The sequence below is a fragment of the Bacillus silvicola genome (assembly GCF_050524305.1).
Classification (GTDB): domain Bacteria; phylum Bacillota; class Bacilli; order Bacillales; family Bacillaceae_G; genus Bacillus_A; species Bacillus_A cereus_AT.
The window spans coordinates 1,271,928-1,290,029 of the sequence record NZ_JBNGVC010000013.1 but is presented as its reverse complement, the minus strand read 5'-3'; the positions used below and the strand labels follow the sequence as shown (position 1 = coordinate 1,290,029).

The following is an 18,102-nucleotide window of genomic DNA, read 5'->3' as shown; positions in this document are numbered from 1 at the left end:
AATATAATACTATTCTCCCTTTCCATAAACAAATCAAACTTACAAATGGGACGAATCGTGTCCTAAAGAATAGAAAGGTCTTTTTCCATGAAAACAAATAAAATCCTTAAAAACGCCTCCTACCTCTTTGTAGGAAATATTACTGTTCGATTTGTACTTGCTATTGCGACGATTTTCTTTGCAAGATATGTTTCACCAGGTGAGTATGGTATGTTTACAACTGCATTAGCAGTTTCCGCTGTTATTTGTTATTTTACAGATGCAGGTTTAACACATACGTTTATGCGTGAAGGAACGAGAAGTGATGCTAACATTAGTGTGCTAATCAGCAGTTATTTACGCATTCGTTTAGTATTAGCTATCGTAATTTCCGTACTCTTCGCTATTTTTGCTCAGTTCTTCTATGCTGATGCTTACTTACGTGCCATGGTATATTGGGTTGTATTACCGACCATGTTTGGAGCAACTTTACAAGGTGTTGGAATGGCTTATTTCCAAGTAACAGAACGTATGCAATTCACAGCGATTATTTCTGTAATACAAGGTGTCACAGCTGCAGCTGCGCTTCTACTAGGAATGTCATTTAAATGGTCACTTATGATGGTCGCTGCCATGTACGGAATATCTAGTCTTGTAACAGGAGTCATCGCCTTTATAATGGTACTCCGCCATACAACAGTTCATAAAGGCTGGGACAAAGGTATTTTAAATCAATTGCTGATTTTCACAATCAATGGCATTATCATTATGCTCTTACCACAGTTAGGGCCTATTATATTAGAAAAAGTTTCAACGTATGAGCAAGTTGGATTCTTTGGCGCTGCATCGAAAATACCCGCTGTACTTTATCAAATACCAGGTGTAATTGCAGCAGCCTTTTATCCAAAGTTATTTGCTTTTGGAAATGAAAACAATATTGATGAACATAGAAAACTATCTCTGTTTGAATTAAAGCTTATGTCTTTCTTAGGAATGGGAATTTCTATCCCATTTATCGCTGATCCAAGCTTTTGGATTGTTACTTTATTAGGTGAAGAGTATGCACCAGCTGGTGATGCCCTTGCAATTTTAGCCTTTATGGTTATTTTACAATCTATCAACTATCCACTTGCTGATAATTTAACGACAATTGGTCAACAGTGGAAGCGTGCGACAACGATGGGAATTGGATTAGCTGTCGCTATCATAAGTTACATCGCATTAGGCAGCCAATTTGGAATGATGGGCGCTGCGGCAGCTGCGATCATTACCGAGATTACATTATTAATCGGATTTACTTTATTCGTTCGTAAAGGTTTTTCATTACTATTCAAAGGAATAATATTCAATGCACTAGCGTTTATAATCAGTTACGCAATATACCGTACAGCATTAATTAACTTACCGCCACTAATAGCTTTAATACTTACTGGTATATTGTACGGTATTATCGGTCTTGCCATTGACCCACAAATACGTGGATTGATTTTAGGATTTATAAATAAAAAGCTGGCTCGAAAGTAAATAAAAATAAAAACTTCAAATTTAATTTGAAGTTTTTATTTTATCTTCTTCACTTAAAATGAGCCCTGTTTTCAATCTATATCTTAAATTGACTTGCCTTTCTGGAATGATTATACTTGGAAACGAACAGCCCTAGATGTACAACACCTAGTATTAATGCAATTCGCAGTTAATCTTCTATACAAACATTAACTCGTTACACCATAAATTACACAACAGAAAACTTTATTACTACCGTTAAAAATCGTCGATTCATCCATAGTTTTTCTTCATTATAAAACAATATCTAAATATGGAGAATACGGATTAAATCTTAATAATTGTATTGAGGAGGCTTATTCATTTAATGACTTCAGAGGTAAATAAAAGGACATTTTTTACTAAAAGCACACTTATTATCATTCCATTATTAATAATATGTGCATTTGCTTTTCATTACTTTTTCTTAAAATCAGACAGTGTATTTTCTAGTACGGGAGATGCATTATCACAATTCAGCTTCTTTACATTCCTTTTACAACATGCATTTAAAGATGGGAATTTATTTTGGTCTTGGGATTATGGCTTAGGTGGAGATTTATTCGGGGAATTTAGTTATTACTATAGTACAGCACCATTTTTCTGGCTTACGCTTCTACTTCCCAAACTAAATTTTGACCAAATCTTTGAGATGAAGCTATATATGAGTATTTTAAAAAGTACATTAGCGATGTTATTCATGTATGGTTCTTTACGTTATCATAATAAAACTATTTTTTCTTCTTTCATTTCTGCCATTATATATGGAGGATGCGTGACTTTTATTCGCCATTCTTTATTATGGGATTTCATGGCAGATGCTATAGTGTTTTTACCTTTAGTAATATGGGGATTAGATAAATATATTTTAGAGCGAAAAAAGGGATTATTCCTGTTTGCAACAGCACTTATGCTTGCATCAAATTTCTATTTCGCTTTCATTACTAGTATTTTCATCTATATTTATGCCTTTTTCCAATATTTCGCTACACAGCAGAATAAAACAATTAAAACATTTATAACTTATTATATTAGAATTGCTTTCCTATATTCTTTATCACTAGGTTTAGCCGCTGTTTGCTTTATACCATCTGTAAATGGGGTATTTAGTTCAGATCGACTAGCTACAAAATTTACTATTCCATTATTTTTTGAAGATACGTTTTATAAAAACTTAATGGAAAGTATCTTTTTCATTAATAATACAGAGGATTATCAGCTCGCATTCCCAGTTTTCATCCTCTTCCTTATTACAAGTGCGCTTCTAATACGCAATAAACTTGTCACAAATAAGTTACTCTTTACTGGGTTTATGTTAGTTCTATATATGCTTCCATATACGTATTCCATATTTAATGGCTTTTCCGCTATGCAATATAGATGGTTTTACTTATTTGCATTTGTAGTTGCGCAAACTGTTGCCTACATTTTAGACTGGATGCTACTTAACAAAAAGAAGGTTAACTCTTTAATAGGTCCTTTGCTAGCAACAGCACTATTTATTTACGCATTCTATAGAAAAGTAAATATAAACGGACAACCGCTAGAAACGATTGATAAAATTTTAATTGGCACTACTGCTTTATCTATTATTACAATATTACTATGGCGCTATTTGTCAAAAGTAGCTTTACAGTGTTTCATTATATTAAATGTACTGGTCAATGTAATATGTATTAATTACGTCTATTCAGATATTGCTCTTAGTAAACACTTTAATCAAGCAGGCGTAACAAAAGAATCATTACATGGGCCAGGTCTCGATAATAAGGATGAAATTGACGCAATTCGTTACATACAAAATCAAGATAAAGATTTTTATAGAATTATCAACCCAAACAATAATTATAAGAATACACCGATGCTGCAAGGTTATCATGGTACAAGTACTTATCAAAGCTTAGTAAATTATCATGTTCATGACTTTATGAAGAATAAGTACAATGTTTTCCAAGGATATGATAGCCCATCTATGTTCTTCCAGTTAGATAAACGACTATTCCTTGAGAACATGCTAGGGGTAAAATATTATGTATTAAGTGAAGGTGCTAATAAAACTGATATTCCGTATGGTTATAAGTATTTACAACAAGTAGGTCCTTACAACATTTACAAAAATGAATATGCCCTACCATTAGGCTATGTATACGAAGCTGGAATAAGTGATGAAGAATTTTCAAAACTTAATTTCGCTGAGAAAGATCAACTTTTATTAGATGCTGTAGTTGTAGATAACGTTGGAAGTCTTCCATTAAAACAATTTAATACAAAACAGCTAGATTCAAAACAAATTAAGATTAATCCAAATAAAATTAAGTGGGAAAATATAGAGAAAGACAAAGATATACTCACTGTTCATGAAAATGGGCGTATAATAGTACCTGTTGATAATAACGATATGTTAGGTGATCTCCTTGTTGAAATTAAGATTAGAAATATAAACAAGGAATCATTTGGGGTTACTGTGAATGACAAATCTATGATAAAAGGTAATGAAGATGGAGCTTATGCTTACCCGTTAGAAAGATTTGTTTATAACTTAGGAAAAGATGCGAAGCCAACCGAGCTAATCATTTCTATCCCTACTCCTGGTCAATACGAGTTGAAAGACTTACAAGTCAACAGTACCAACTATAAAACTGTCCCGAAAAAAGTAAGTACTTTAAAAGAAAATAGCCTACAAAATATTTACTATAAAGGTAACTACTTAAAAGGTAATATTAATTCTACTAAGGATGGATTACTATATTTATCTGTACCGTATAGTAAAGGATGGTCAATAAAGGTTGACGGTAAAGAAACTGAGTTTACGAAGGCTAATTCTGCCTTTATTGGTGTTCCTATTTCCAAAGGGCAACATGTAGTTGAAATGAAATACGTCACACCTTATTTCAAAATGGGTCTCGTTATTTCTATCATTTCATTTATCATTTGTATCTCGCTTCTAGTTCTCGGAGATAAGGATCGATATACAAAATTTAAAAATCGTTTTAAAAAAAGTTAGTAAAATAGAGTGAAGTAAAAGTTGAAGATAATTGCTTCAACTTTTACTTCATGCTCAGTTTAAAATTACATCTAAGGAGGTCCTAACATGACCCTTTCAATAGTAGTACCTTGTTATAATGAGGAGAAGGTACTTCGAGCTTTCTATTCAGAGACTTCTCTTGAAATTCATAAGCTAACTACTGATTATGAATTTGTTTTCGTCAATGATGGAAGTAAAGATAAAACATTAGAGATTCTACGTGACCTAGCCAATTCAGACTCAAATGTGCATTATATATCATTTAGTAGGAACTTTGGAAAAGAAGCTGCCATGCTTGCCGGTCTAAAGTACGCTGCAGGCGACGCTGTGGTTATTATGGATGCTGATCTACAACATCCACCCGAGCTAATAAAAGATATGTTAGACGGCTATAATAACGGCTATGATCAAGTAATTGCAAAACGAACTAGAACAGGTGATTCACCAGTACGCTCTTTCGTTTCTCGCTTATATTATAAAGTCATGAATAAATTCGTTGATATTGAGCTAGTAGATGGCATCGGTGATTTTAGACTTTTAAGTAGAAGTGCAGTCGATTCATTACTATCTCTAACTGAATACAATCGTTTTTCAAAAGGTTTATTTTCTTGGATCGGTTTCAAAGAACACATTATTGAATACGAAAATGTATTACGTTCTGACGGAGAAAGTAAATGGACTTTCTCTAAGTTATTAAATTACGGGATAGATGGTGTAATTTCGTTTAACAATAAACCATTACGATTATCTATATACCTTGGATTATTAACAACCCTTTTAGCTGTTTTATATGTAATCACTACGTTTATTCAAATTACCGTTAGCGGTGTTGATGTACCAGGGTACTTTACATTAATTTCTGCCATATTATTTATCGGTGGTATTCAACTCATTTTCCTAGGAGTTATCGGCGAATACATCGGTCGTATTTATTATGAAACAAAGCGTAGACCACATTTCATAGTAGCAGAAAAAAAAGTTAGTAAAGTAAAACAAAAAGCTTAGTAAAAAAGTTACTTCTATAAATAGAAGTAACTTTTTTACTATGATATTTCCACAAAAAATGAACGTAAAATAATTCTTGAAAAAATATACATTTTGAAATGATAGCATTATACGAAAGAATTTAGTATCATGATTCAAGGTACTATTTCAAGTTGGACGGAGGATACTATGAGCTTATTAACAGTCGACAAACTAGGACATACATTTGGTGATCGTACATTATTTAAAGATGTATCTATGCGATTACTCGCAGGGGAGCACGTTGGATTAGTCGGTGCAAACGGTGTAGGTAAATCAACATTTATGAATATTATTACTGGTCAACTTATCCATGATGAGGGCCGTGTAGAATGGACACCTGGTACAAATTACAGTTACTTAGACCAGCATACAATTTTAACACCTGGTCGCACAATTCGTGATGTATTAGCTGACGCATTTTTACCTTTATTTGAAAAAGAAAAAGCTTTAAATGAAGTTGCAGAAAAAATGGGAACTGCAACACCAGAAGAATTAGAGGAACTTCTTGAGGAGATGGCGGAAATACAAGATGCCCTCGAAGCAGGTGGTTTCTATTTATTAGATATTAAAATTGAAGAAGCGGCACGTGGTCTTGGAATTGATGCAATCGGTTTAGACCGTGATGTTGCTGCATTAAGTGGTGGACAACGTACAAAGGTATTACTAGCAAAATTATTACTTGAACAACCAGAAGTATTACTATTAGATGAGCCTACTAACTATTTAGATGTTGAACATATTCATTGGTTAACAACTTATTTAAAGGAATACCCACATGCATTCTTATTAATTTCCCATGATACAGAATTTATGAATAAATGTGTTGATGTTATTTTCCATCTAGAATTTACAAAAATGACGCGTTATACAGCGACATATGAAAAATTCCTAGAACTAGCAGAAATTAATAAAAATCAACATATAAATGCTTATGAAAAACAGAAAGAGTTTATTAAAAAGCAAGAAGACTTTATCGCGAAGAACAAGGCTCGTTATTCAACGACAGGTCGTGCAAAGAGTCGTCAAAAACAACTTGATCGCATGGAGCGTATTGATCGTCCTGAAACAGCAATTAAGCCGGAATTCTCATTTAAGGAATCTCGTGCAAGTAGTCGTTTCGTCTTTGAAGGCGAAGATGTAGAAATCGGATATACACATCCATTATTACCAAAACTAACAATGACAATTGAACGCGGTGAAAAAATTGCCATCGTTGGTTGTAATGGTGTCGGTAAATCAACATTACTAAAAACGATTTTAGGAAAAATTAAACCTTTAAGCGGTAAAACAAGTCTTGGTGACTTCTTAGAGCCTGCATACTTTGAGCAAGAAGTAAAAGCGGATAATATAACACCAATTGATGATGTTTGGAACACATTCCCTAGCATGGACCAACATCAAATTCGTGCAATGTTAGCGAAATGCGGATTAAAAAATGAGCATATCTCTCGCCCGCTAAATCAATTAAGTGGTGGCGAACAAGCAAAAGTTCGTTTATGTAAGCTAATGGGTGAAGAAAGTAACTGGATCCTATTCGATGAGCCAACAAACCATCTTGATGTTACAGCAAAGGAAGAACTTCAAAAAGCTCTGAAAGCATATAAAGGGACAATCCTTCTTGTATGTCACGAACCAGAATTTTATGAAGGCTGGATTACAAAAACTTGGAATGTTGAAGAGTGGGCAGAAAAAAACAACTAAATTATTTCATGTCAGTTAAAAAGAGCCGTTCCTAAAAAATATTTAGGGACTGCTCTTTTTTTATAAAAAAGGATTTTTTGTATCTCTCACAATATAAAAAAATTCAAAATGTAAATACTATCCTATTTTTTATAATCTTACATTCCAAAGATAATTTTGGTATTATTTAGATAAAATAGGAAAGGAATTAATTGAAAATGGTATTTAGTAATCTTGTCTTTTTATGTTTATTTTTACCTGCCGTGCTCTTAATTTATTATGCTGTGCGCAAAGAACTAAAAAATATGGTTTTATTATTTTTTAGTTTAGTATTTTATGCTTGGGGCGAACCCATTTATGTTTTCCTAATGCTGTTCTCTATCTTTGTTAACTATTGGTTTGGTATCTTGTTAGGGAATAGTCGCTTCACAAATGGTCAAAGAAAAATATTGTTAACGTTTGCAATTGTAATGAACACCGCTATTTTAGGATATTTTAAATACGCAAACTTTTTGGTCGATAATATCAATTCTATCTTCCATACCAATATTATTCTTGAAAAAATACCTTTACCAATTGGTATTTCATTTTTCACGTTCCATGCAATGAGCTATATTATCGACATTTATAAGAAAAAAGTCGATGCTCAACGAAATATCTTTGATTTAGCTTTATACTTTACTGTATTTCCACAATTAGTAGCAGGACCAATTGTTCGTTATAATACAATTTCTCACCAATTACATCAACGAACTGTTGATGCCGAAAAATTCTCTGAAGGTGTCCGCCGATTTATTATTGGTTTAGGTAAAAAAGTTTTAATCGCTAACCAATTAGGCGCTATAGCCGATGAGATTTTCGCAATGAACCCTTCTGATATGAGTGTATCATTAGCTTGGATGGGGGCCATTGCCTATACACTACAAATTTACTTTGATTTTTCTGGATATAGTGACATGGCAATTGGGTTAGGAAAGATGTTTGGATTTGATTTTCTAGAAAACTTTAATTATCCATATATTTCAAAATCCATTTCTGAATTTTGGCGCCGTTGGCATATTTCACTCGGTTCTTGGTTCCGTGATTATGTCTATATTCCACTTGGAGGAAATCGGGTTACAACTTGGAAAGTTTATCGTAACCTCTTCATCGTATGGGGATTAACCGGTTTTTGGCATGGTGCCAGTTGGACCTTTATGATTTGGGGTATTTATTATGGAATACTAATTGCACTTGAAAAAGCGGGACTTGAAAATCTACTTCAAAAATTATGGAGTCCTCTCCAACATATTTACGTTATGTTTTTAGTTATTATTGGATGGGTATTCTTCCGTGCAGATAATTTTAGTTATTGCCTTGAATTTCTAAAATCCATGTTCGGATTTAACGGTCCGTTAACAGATATTAACAGTTATTTCTATATAATGAATTATTGGGGTATTTTCTTATTAGCTATTATTACTGCAGCGCCCGTATTCCCATGGTTACAAAAAATATTATCAACAAAAAGATTTGTCGTTTTATCGCCAGTATATTATTTAAGTATTTTAGTCATTGTTTTAGTATTCCTAACAAATGCAACTTATAATCCATTTATTTATTTCCGTTTTTAAAGGAGGTTCACTATGAAAAAATTTCAAAACCTCACTTTAATAATGGGGTTCCTTACAGTTATTTTTGGAGTCGGTATTTGGACAGCAAAAGTTATCCTTATAGATAAAAAGACATTTTCTGAATTTGAGAATAGAAACTTAGCAATTAAACCTGCTGTAAATGCTTCTACTATAAAAACTGGAGAATTATTTAAAGGTATCGAAACACATTTTACAGACCATATTGGACCTAGAGATTTCTTTCTTGAAAGTTATATAAAATTCCAACTGTCTATGAATAGAACATTCGTAAACAACATTCATGTTACAAACGATCAATTTATTTTTAATAGACCTAATATGGAAAATCATTTAAACGATGTTGATGCTGGGGTTCAGGAATTAAATACCCTGAAAAACGATTTCCCACAAACAGAATTCTATTTTTCTTTAGTTCCTAGTAAGCAGACAGCGTTACAGTATAAGCTTCCCTCTTACCTAAATCTTGGTTACGAACAAATTCTTAGGGATCACCTTGCTGAGAAATTAACAGAAACGAAATTCCCTATTATTGATGTATTACCAATGTTTAAAGAAAGGTTTACTAACGAAGAATTAGAACGAATGTATTTAACTACAGACCACCATTGGAATATGGAAGGTGCCTTTTATGCGTATGAGGATACGATGAACTTTATTAATTCTCATTCAGACAAATATAAAGGACAACCAATAAAGAAAGATGACTACACGATTAACTGGGGAAAACCGAAAGGAAAGTTTGTTGGTAGCTGGAATAATCAATTGTACCGCTTAATTGATACTTCATCTGTACAAATTCCATATGTCCACTATAATTCCAGTGAATCTTGGGACAACTACACGGTTTACTATGGTGCTATTAAAGATGATACCGCTAAGGAATCTATGGCTCAGTTTTACGGAAAAGAAAAGGATATTCCTGCCCCTGGATATGCTAGTGTTTATCAAACGGATTTCCCTGAAATAAACATCATTAACGAAAAGGCAGAAAACGATTTACACCTTGTTATCTTAAAAGATTCGTATGCTGATGCTACATATCCTTTATTTGCACGTAATTTTGCTAAAACAACGTTTATTGATCCTCGTTACACACAAGGAAAAAGTGTGAAACAGCAACTAGAAGAACAAAATGCAGATATTGTATTGTTTATTTACAACGACACCAATGTTTATGGTGACATGTATAAATTTCAGAATGTAAAATAAAAAATTATTTTCAACTTTAATCAGTGGGAATGAAATCCCACTGATTAAAATCTCAATTTATATAGTAATATCGAGCTAACCTCAATCTAAAATCATTCAAATCATTATACGCTTCCAAATTCGCTAACATCCCTCGAATAACTGGAATCCTCGGATTTTGAACTCTCATTTCGGATTCTAAAACATCTAAAGTGACTAAAACCTCATCATTTTCCAGTTGGTCTGCTAATGTTCGTTTTAATATAATAATTTCATTTAAAAAGTGCTCTTTCACCTGTTCTTTAATAAGCTCTGAGCTACAAAAAAGCTCCCCAATCTTTTCTTCATTTAAAACAGGCTCCTCCGAAGAGTCTAGAAGCCCTTCTACTAAATCGTCTACTCTTTTTAAAATAAAGGAAACAACATGAGAGAAATCAATTTCCGGTTCATTTAAAATAATCAATTGTAAATAACCGTGGCATATCCCTTCTACCATAATTACCAAATCTAATAAATATGGACTGACTTTGTCACCATAAATAGACAGTAAGCTATTCCGATAAAATGCATGAGACTCTAATTTCATCCTCATCATAAACTCTTCTACTTCTTTATTAAACGGAATTGCATTTTCTCTTGCATGCATAATAATAAATTCTTTATGTCTTTGCACATCAGTAAACTGACAATATAATTGTTTTTCAAATTTTTCACGTGGTAATAAAGATTCTTTTTCAATATCCAGCATTTTCTTTTGGATCTTGTCATAATAATATCGAAGTGTGGCCAATAATAACTCATCTTTTGATTTGAAATATAAATAAAAAGCTCCTTTTGATATACCACATGCGGTTACGATTTCTTGTACTGACGTTGCATTTACACCTTTAGTTGCAAATAACTTCATAGCCATCTCTATAATTAAGCGCTCTTTTTCTTTCATATTTTCTCTCCTAAATTTAATCTCGCATCTTATGTAAATTCAAACTTGATTTTATTCCACATTAGCTGAAAATAAAACTTCTCATCTAAAATTTAATGGAGTAAATGGTTTATATAGAAGCCTTTCCATCTTTAAAATCCGGTTAGTAAAAGCCAATGATCAGAAAGAATAGGAAACCGACTACTTACAGTTTGATTTTATTATACCATCTCTTTTCATTGACTACTGACCAATCGGTCAGTTATATTATGTATTAGACTGACCGATTGGTCAATACAATGAAAAGGGAGCGCAAACATGAACAAAATCATCAATTTCTCGTTAAAAAATAAGTTCGCAGTTTGGCTACTAACCATTATTGTTACTATTGCAGGTATTTATTCTGGACTCAATATGAAGCTGGAGACAATTCCTGATATTACAACACCTGTTGTAACAGTAACGACGGTTTATCCTGGTGCTACACCAGAAGAAGTAGCTGACAAAGTTTCAAAACCGATGGAAGAGCAACTGCAAAATTTAAGCGGTGTAAACATTGTTAGTTCATCATCTTTTCAAAACGCATCTTCTATTCAAGTAGAGTATGATTTTGATAAAAATATGGAAAAGGCCGAAACAGAAATTAAAGAAGCTCTCGCGAATGTGAAACTTCCTGAAGGCGTAAAAGATCCGAAAGTTTCTCGAGTAAACTTTAATGCTTTTCCTGTTATTTCGTTAAGCGTAGCTAGTAAAAATGAATCTTTAGCTACGTTAACAGAAAATGTAGAAAAAAATGTTGTTCCAGGATTAAAAGGACTTGATGGTGTTGCATCTGTTCAAATTTCAGGTCAACAAGTAGATGAAGTACAACTTGTCTTCAAGCAAGATAAGATGAAAGAATTAGGTTTAAGTGAAGATACTGTAAAAAATGTAATTAAAGGATCGGATGTATCCTTACCACTTGGCTTATATACATTTAAAGACACGGAAAAATCAGTTGTTGTAGATGGAAATATTACAACAATTAAAGCATTAAAAGAGCTAAAAATCCCAGCTGTACCTTCATCACCTAGCGCTCAAGGTAGTCAAAATGCTGGAGCTGGTGCACAAACGCCGCAAATGAATCCAGCCGCTATGAATGGAATTCCAACAGTTACATTAGACGAAATTGCTGACATTAAAGAAGTTGGGAAAGCAGAATCTATTTCTCGAACGAATGGAAAAGAAGCAATTGGAATTCAAATTGTGAAGGCCGCTGATGCAAATACAGTTGATGTTGTAAATGCAGTGAAAGATAAAGTAAAGGACCTTGAGAAAAAATATAAAGACTTAGAGATCATCTCAACATTCGACCAAGGTGCACCGATTGAGAAATCCGTTGAAACAATGCTTAGCAAAGCAATTTTCGGGGCTATCTTTGCGATTGTTATTATTATGTTGTTCCTACGAAATATCCGAACAACGTTAATTTCTGTCGTTTCTATACCACTTTCTTTATTAATTGCTGTTTTAGTTATAAAGCAAATGGATATTACACTTAACATTATGACACTTGGAGCAATGACAGTCGCTATCGGCCGTGTTGTCGATGACTCAATTGTTGTTATTGAAAATATTTACCGACGCATGTCGTTATCAGAAGAAAAATTGCGTGGGAAAGATTTAATTCGTGAAGCTACGAAGGAAATGTTTATCCCGATTATGTCTTCTACCATTGTAACAATTGCTGTATTCTTACCACTTGGACTTGTAAAAGGTATGATCGGTGAAATGTTCTTACCATTTGCCTTAACTATCGTCTTCGCCTTATTAGCATCGTTACTAGTGGCAGTTACAATCGTACCAATGCTAGCTCACTCCTTATTCAAGAAAGAGAGCATGAGGGAAAAAGAAGTACATCACGAAGAAAAACCAAGTAAATTAGCAAACGGTTATAAACGTATACTTGAATGGGCTTTAAATCACAAAATCATTACATCAAGTATCGCTGTCCTTCTATTAGTTGGTAGTCTCGCACTTGTGCCAATTATCGGTGTAAGTTTCTTACCATCTGAAGAAGAAAAAATGATTATCGCAACGTACAATCCTGAGCCAGGTCAAACGTTAGAAGACGTTGAAAAAATTGCAACAAAAGCTGAGAAGCACTTCCAAGATAAAAAAGAAGTGAAAACAATTCAGTTCTCATTAGGCGGAGAAAATCCAATGAGCCCTGGCCAATCAAATCAAGCTATGTTCTTCGTTCAATATGATAACGACACGAAAAACTTCGAAAAAGAGAAAGAACAAGTCGTTAAAGATTTACAAAAGATGTCTGGAAAAGGCGAATGGAAAAATCAAGATTTTGGAGCAAGTGGCGGTAGTAACGAAATTAAACTATACGTTTACGGAGATAGCTCTGAAGACATTAAGCCTGTCGTAAAAGATATTCAAAATATCATGAAGAAAAATAAAGACTTAAAAGATGTAGACTCTAGTATTGCAAAAACATATGCAGAGTACACTTTAGTCGCAGATCAGGAAAAACTAAGTAAAATGGGTCTAACGGCTGCGCAAATTGGAATGGGACTTTCTAATCAACATGATCGCCCTGTTCTGACAACAATTAAAAAAGACGGTAAAGATGTCAATGTATATGTAGAAGCTGACAAACAAAATTATGAAACAATCGATGACTTAACAAATCGCAAAATTACAACACCACTTGGTAATGAAGTGGCTGTGAAAGATGTGATGACTGTAAAAGAAGGTGAAACTTCGAATACAGTAAAACACCGCGATGGACGCGTTTATGCGGAAGTAAGTGCAAAATTAACATCTGATGACGTTTCAAAAGCATCTGCAGCAGTTCAAAAAGAAGTAGATAAAATGGATCTTCCTTCTGGCGTAGATGTTTCTATGGGCGGCGTTACAAAAGATATTCAAGAATCATTCAAGCAACTTGGTTTAGCGATGTTAGCTGCGATTGCCATTGTATACTTCGTTCTTGTCGTTACATTTGGCGGTGCACTTGCACCATTCGCAATTTTATTCTCGCTACCATTCACAATCATTGGTGCACTCGTTGCCTTATTAATCTCTGGCGAAACATTAAGTATATCTGCGATGATTGGTGCGCTTATGTTAATCGGTATCGTTGTAACGAACGCAATCGTGCTTATTGACCGCGTTATTCATAAAGAAAATGACGGCCTATCAACACGTGAAGCATTATTAGAAGCTGGTACAACACGCCTGCGTCCTATTTTAATGACTGCAATTGCAACAATCGGAGCTCTTATCCCGCTTGCATTAGGATTTGAAGGCAGCGGCTTAATCTCTAAAGGGCTTGGAGTAACAGTAATTGGTGGATTAACAAGTTCAACGTTATTAACACTTCTTATTGTTCCAATCGTTTATGAAGCACTAAGCAAATTTAAAAAGAAAAAAGTAAAATAAACTAAAAAAATAACCTCGCTAACTGCGAGGTTATTTTTTATTTCCAAACAAAATTAAGAAATCACCGTATCCTTCTTTCTCTAACCCCTCTTTTGGGATAAATCGGAGAGCTGCTGAATTTATACAATATCGAAGGCCATTTGGTCCTGGACCATCTGGGAATACATGCCCTAGATGTGAATCGCCTTCCTTGCTTCTCACTTCCGTACGCGTCATATTATGACTAACATCCATCTTTTCTTTCACACTTACTGACATAACTGGCTTTGTAAAACTAGGCCAACCGCATCCACTATCAAACTTATCTAAAGAAGTAAATAATGGTTCTCCTGAAACGATATCTACATACAGTCCTTCCTCTTGATGGTTCCAATATTCATTTTGAAAGGGCGGTTCAGTTCCATTTTCCTGCGTTACATAAAACTGCATCTCATTGAGTTTTTCTTTTAAATGGGCATTATCTTTTGGCCAATGTTGTTTAATAAAAGCATCTCGTCCTGAACCTTTACGGTATAACTCATAACGGAATGTATTTTTCTTATGATACCCTTGATGATATTCTTCAGCTGGATAAAACGTAGTAGCCAGCAATATTTTTGTTGCAATTGGTTTTGAAAAGCGCCCGCTCTTTGCAAGCTCTTCTTTTGAAGCCTCTGCCTTTTTATGTTGTTCTTCATCGTGATAAAAAATCACTGTTTCATAAGACTGTCCGCGGTCGTGGAATTGGCCTCCAATATCGGTCGGATCAATTTGTTTCCAATATATATTTAACAATTCCTCATACGGCATCTTATTTGCATCAAATGTAATCTGTACTGCTTCATAATGTCCCGTTGTTTCCGCGCACACTTCTTTATACGTCGGATTTTCTTTATGACCACCTGTATAACCTGAAACGACCTGTATAATCCCTTCCATCTCTTCAAATGGCGAAACCATACACCAGAAACACCCTCCAGCAAACGTAGCCAATTCTATCTTTTCATTTACAGCCATTATTTCACCCCTATTCTATATTCTCCTTACAGTATGGCATAAGAAACATGATGTTATAAAAGAAAAAGCATCGAATATCGATGCTTTTTCTTTACTTTATTTTTTAGAAATATCTTTCTCATTTTCATCACTTGTTACATCTAAAACATCTAATAAGAAAATGAAAATCGGAATACCGATAATAAGTCCCCATACACCTAAGAAGTGCTCTGAGAAAATTAATACCATAAATGTATAGAAAATCGGTAAATTCGTTTTTTGCGACATAAACTTTGGATTTAATACGTAACTTTCAAGCGCATGAATGACTGTTACGATAACTATAATATAAACAACATACATAATACCGCCGATGTTGTAAGCAATCATACAAAGTGGGAATAACGAAATGATAACACCTGCGACTGGAATTAAACCAAGCAAGAAAATCATTAACGCTAAACCTAGTAATTGTGGGAATCCTAATATCCATAATGCGATAACAGATAAAACACAGTTAACAATTGCGATCAAAAATTGTGCTTCGATTACTTTTCCGAATGAACGTGCAAATTTCTTTCCGAAATACTCTATTTCGTTATAGAAAATTGCAAGTCGACTTTCTTTAAATTTCGAAGTAAAAGCAACGATACGTGCTTTTTCAAGTAAGAAAAATAAGCTTAAAATTACAGAAAGTAAAACTTGAAGGCCAAATTTCCCAACATTCGTAATAGATTTATACAAAATGTCTACGCCTTGCCCCACATATTTAGAAAGCTCCATATGATTAACAGCATTAACCGCATACTTAATTAATTCACTATCAGGTGGATTTCTTAAAAATACATTAAATTGATAAATCAATTGTGAAATTTGTATTGTTAATACCGGCAAATATTTGAATAGCGTAATGGCAATTCCCGCCACTAACATTACATATAAAAGCGCTATAATAATTTTCCGATTAATTGGCATGAAATGATCTAATTTACGAGAAATAAACTTTTGGAATCGATCCATTAAATACGTCAGCATAAACGTAATTAAAATTAAATTTAACATACTTTGCATCCCATACAATATGAGAGCAAGTAATACTAATACGATTAACCTCTGAAATCCTTTGCTTTGAAACAGGTTTTTTATTTGCATAATCGACGAGTACTCTCTCCTGTCCTATAAAGTAAAACGTTAACAAGTAGATCTCTCTCTATTCTCTACTTATAATTATCCTTTAATATTAAAGCCATTGCGAGCAATTTATCTTCAATCCTAACCGCTCGTTAATTGTGCTAATATATTATGTTACTTCTTATTTTACAATACAATGGCCTATTTCAAAATGCATTATGCACAGTATTAATGAAGATTTAAGGAAATTTTTACTCTCCTAAAAATAGGTCTTACCACCACTGTAACATAAAAAGCAAGCTATCAGTAGAAATCCGTCCTACAAATAACTTGCTTTTATATTTTTTTAAGTACGTTTTATCATCCAATAAATGGCATGAACATCGGGATAACCACCACTGTCACGACACCAACTACTGTCACAGCGATACTTGCCATAGCTGCTTCTACTTCACCCATTTCGATACCTACTGCAACCCCTAACGCATGTCCAGCTGTCCCAAGCGCTAAACCTTTAGCAATCGGATGTTTAACTCTAAACGTTTTTAAGAATAAAGCTCCTAATGCGTATACGATAACTGCGTTAAAGATAACTGCAAATGATGTAATTGCTGGAATACCACCGATACTTTCAGAGATTGGTAACGCAATTGCTGTTGTTGCTGCCTGCGGTAACATTGAGTTCATTACAGCTGTATCTAAGCCAATTGCTTTTGCGACAATGAACACGACAACCACTGAACAAATAGATCCAACCACGATAGCCGATAAAATTTGCCACCAATATTTTTTTAACTTATCAACTTGTTTATATAATGGAATTGCAAAAGCGATTGTTGCTGGCTCTAAGAAGAAACTAATCATTTTTCCGCCAGTATTATATTCTTCAAAAGTGAAGTTACCTACCTTTAAAAATACAATCCCTAATACCATTGCTACGAATAGTGGTGTAAATAAGAAGAATCCCTTTGAGTGTTTGAATAAAAACGTTCCGATTCCGTATGCAATTAATGAAACGACGATTCCGAAATATGGAGTCATTGTGCTTGTCATGTTCATTACCTCCTAACCATGTATGGTCTAAAATAGTTATGCGACTTTTCCGTGTTTGCTTCCTTTGTTTACAACTTTCAATTCTTTTGTATCTTTTGTTTCCTTGTCATCCTTACCTAAAATCAATTGTGCAAATAAACCTGTTACAGCAAGTAAAATAATTGTTGCGACAACGATTACAGTTAAGATTTGTACGAAATATTGGCTCATTACACCAAGAGAATTAATAACTGAAATACCTGATGGGACGAAAAGAAATCCGATGATACCTGTTAAAGCTGTTCCGAGTGATTCAACTTGCTCCAATTTAATAACCTTTAAACATAATAGACTAAATAATACGACTAACCCGATTACTGATGAAGGCATCGGAATTGGCAAATGTGTTGAGATAATATTAGAAACCAACATAATAGCTGAAAAAACGAATATTTGTGATAGAAAACCATATACTTTTTTTGTGCTCATTTTGGCCACCTCTTTTGATTTGGTACCTTTATTGTATAGGATAT

12 protein-coding genes are annotated in these 18,102 nt (G+C 33.8%); 7 read left to right on the top strand and 5 right to left on the bottom strand.

Annotation, left to right across the window (positions count from 1 at the left end):
• The first annotated feature begins 87 nt into the window (after positions 1 to 87).
• The 6 genes from ACP6L7_RS28795 to ACP6L7_RS28770 all read left to right on the top strand — a co-directional run bounded on the left by ACP6L7_RS28795 (position 88) and on the right by ACP6L7_RS28770 (position 10,095).
• Positions 88 to 1,503 carry an oligosaccharide flippase family protein gene (locus tag ACP6L7_RS28795; RefSeq protein ID WP_097831392.1) on the top strand — a complete coding sequence of 472 codons (1,416 nt, stop codon included), beginning with the start codon at positions 88 to 90 and terminating at the stop codon, positions 1,501 to 1,503.
• Between the two features lie 346 nt (positions 1,504 to 1,849).
• Positions 1,850 to 4,525: a YfhO family protein gene (locus tag ACP6L7_RS28790; protein WP_097831391.1), complete on the top strand. Its 2,676-nt coding sequence runs from the start codon at positions 1,850 to 1,852 to the stop codon at positions 4,523 to 4,525.
• A gap of 87 nt (positions 4,526 to 4,612) precedes the next feature.
• A complete protein-coding gene (locus ACP6L7_RS28785) occupies positions 4,613 to 5,551 on the top strand; it encodes a glycosyltransferase family 2 protein (protein ID WP_097831390.1) in 939 nt (312 codons plus the stop codon).
• A gap of 129 nt (positions 5,552 to 5,680) precedes the next feature.
• The gene (locus ACP6L7_RS28780; protein ID WP_128856139.1) at positions 5,681 to 7,273 is read left to right on the top strand and encodes an ABC-F family ATP-binding cassette domain-containing protein; all 1,593 of its coding nucleotides are present in this window, start codon (positions 5,681 to 5,683) and stop codon (positions 7,271 to 7,273) included.
• 197 nt (positions 7,274 to 7,470) lie between these two features.
• Positions 7,471 to 8,865 (top strand): MBOAT family O-acyltransferase, encoded by a 1,395-nt coding sequence (locus ACP6L7_RS28775; protein ID WP_097831388.1) that lies wholly within the window; start codon positions 7,471 to 7,473, stop codon positions 8,863 to 8,865.
• Positions 8,866 to 8,877: 12 nt separating this feature from the next.
• Positions 8,878 to 10,095, top strand: a complete 1,218-nt coding sequence (locus ACP6L7_RS28770) for an alginate O-acetyltransferase AlgX-related protein (protein WP_097831387.1) — start codon at positions 8,878 to 8,880, stop codon at positions 10,093 to 10,095.
• A 52-nt stretch (positions 10,096 to 10,147) separates the two neighbouring features.
• Here ACP6L7_RS28770 and ACP6L7_RS28765 read toward each other — a convergent pair whose 3' ends face one another.
• Positions 10,148 to 11,017 (bottom strand): TetR/AcrR family transcriptional regulator, encoded by an 870-nt coding sequence (locus ACP6L7_RS28765; protein WP_097831386.1) that lies wholly within the window; start codon positions 11,015 to 11,017, stop codon positions 10,148 to 10,150.
• A 297-nt stretch (positions 11,018 to 11,314) separates the two neighbouring features.
• On the opposite strand from ACP6L7_RS28765, the gene ACP6L7_RS28760 reads away from it, so the two are divergent.
• On the top strand, positions 11,315 to 14,431 hold the full coding sequence (locus ACP6L7_RS28760; RefSeq protein WP_097831385.1) for an efflux RND transporter permease subunit: 3,117 nt from the start codon (positions 11,315 to 11,317) through the stop codon (positions 14,429 to 14,431).
• A gap of 30 nt (positions 14,432 to 14,461) precedes the next feature.
• Here the strand turns inward: ACP6L7_RS28760 and msrB are convergent, their stop codons facing one another.
• The 4 genes from msrB to lrgA all read right to left on the bottom strand — a co-directional run bounded on the left by msrB (position 14,462) and on the right by lrgA (position 18,058).
• Entirely contained in the window at positions 14,462 to 15,427 is a 966-nt protein-coding gene (gene msrB / locus ACP6L7_RS28755) for a peptide-methionine (R)-S-oxide reductase MsrB (protein WP_097831384.1), read from the bottom strand.
• 96 nt (positions 15,428 to 15,523) lie between these two features.
• On the bottom strand, positions 15,524 to 16,558 hold the full coding sequence (locus ACP6L7_RS28750) for an AI-2E family transporter (protein ID WP_097831383.1): 1,035 nt from the start codon (positions 16,556 to 16,558) through the stop codon (positions 15,524 to 15,526).
• A gap of 339 nt (positions 16,559 to 16,897) precedes the next feature.
• Positions 16,898 to 17,590, bottom strand: a complete 693-nt coding sequence (lrgB, locus tag ACP6L7_RS28745) for an antiholin-like protein LrgB (RefSeq protein WP_002113184.1) — start codon at positions 17,588 to 17,590, stop codon at positions 16,898 to 16,900.
• A 36-nt stretch (positions 17,591 to 17,626) separates the two neighbouring features.
• Positions 17,627 to 18,058 (bottom strand): antiholin-like murein hydrolase modulator LrgA, encoded by a 432-nt coding sequence (lrgA, locus tag ACP6L7_RS28740; RefSeq protein ID WP_002113185.1) that lies wholly within the window; start codon positions 18,056 to 18,058, stop codon positions 17,627 to 17,629.
• Between the last annotated feature and the right edge of the window lie 44 nt (positions 18,059 to 18,102).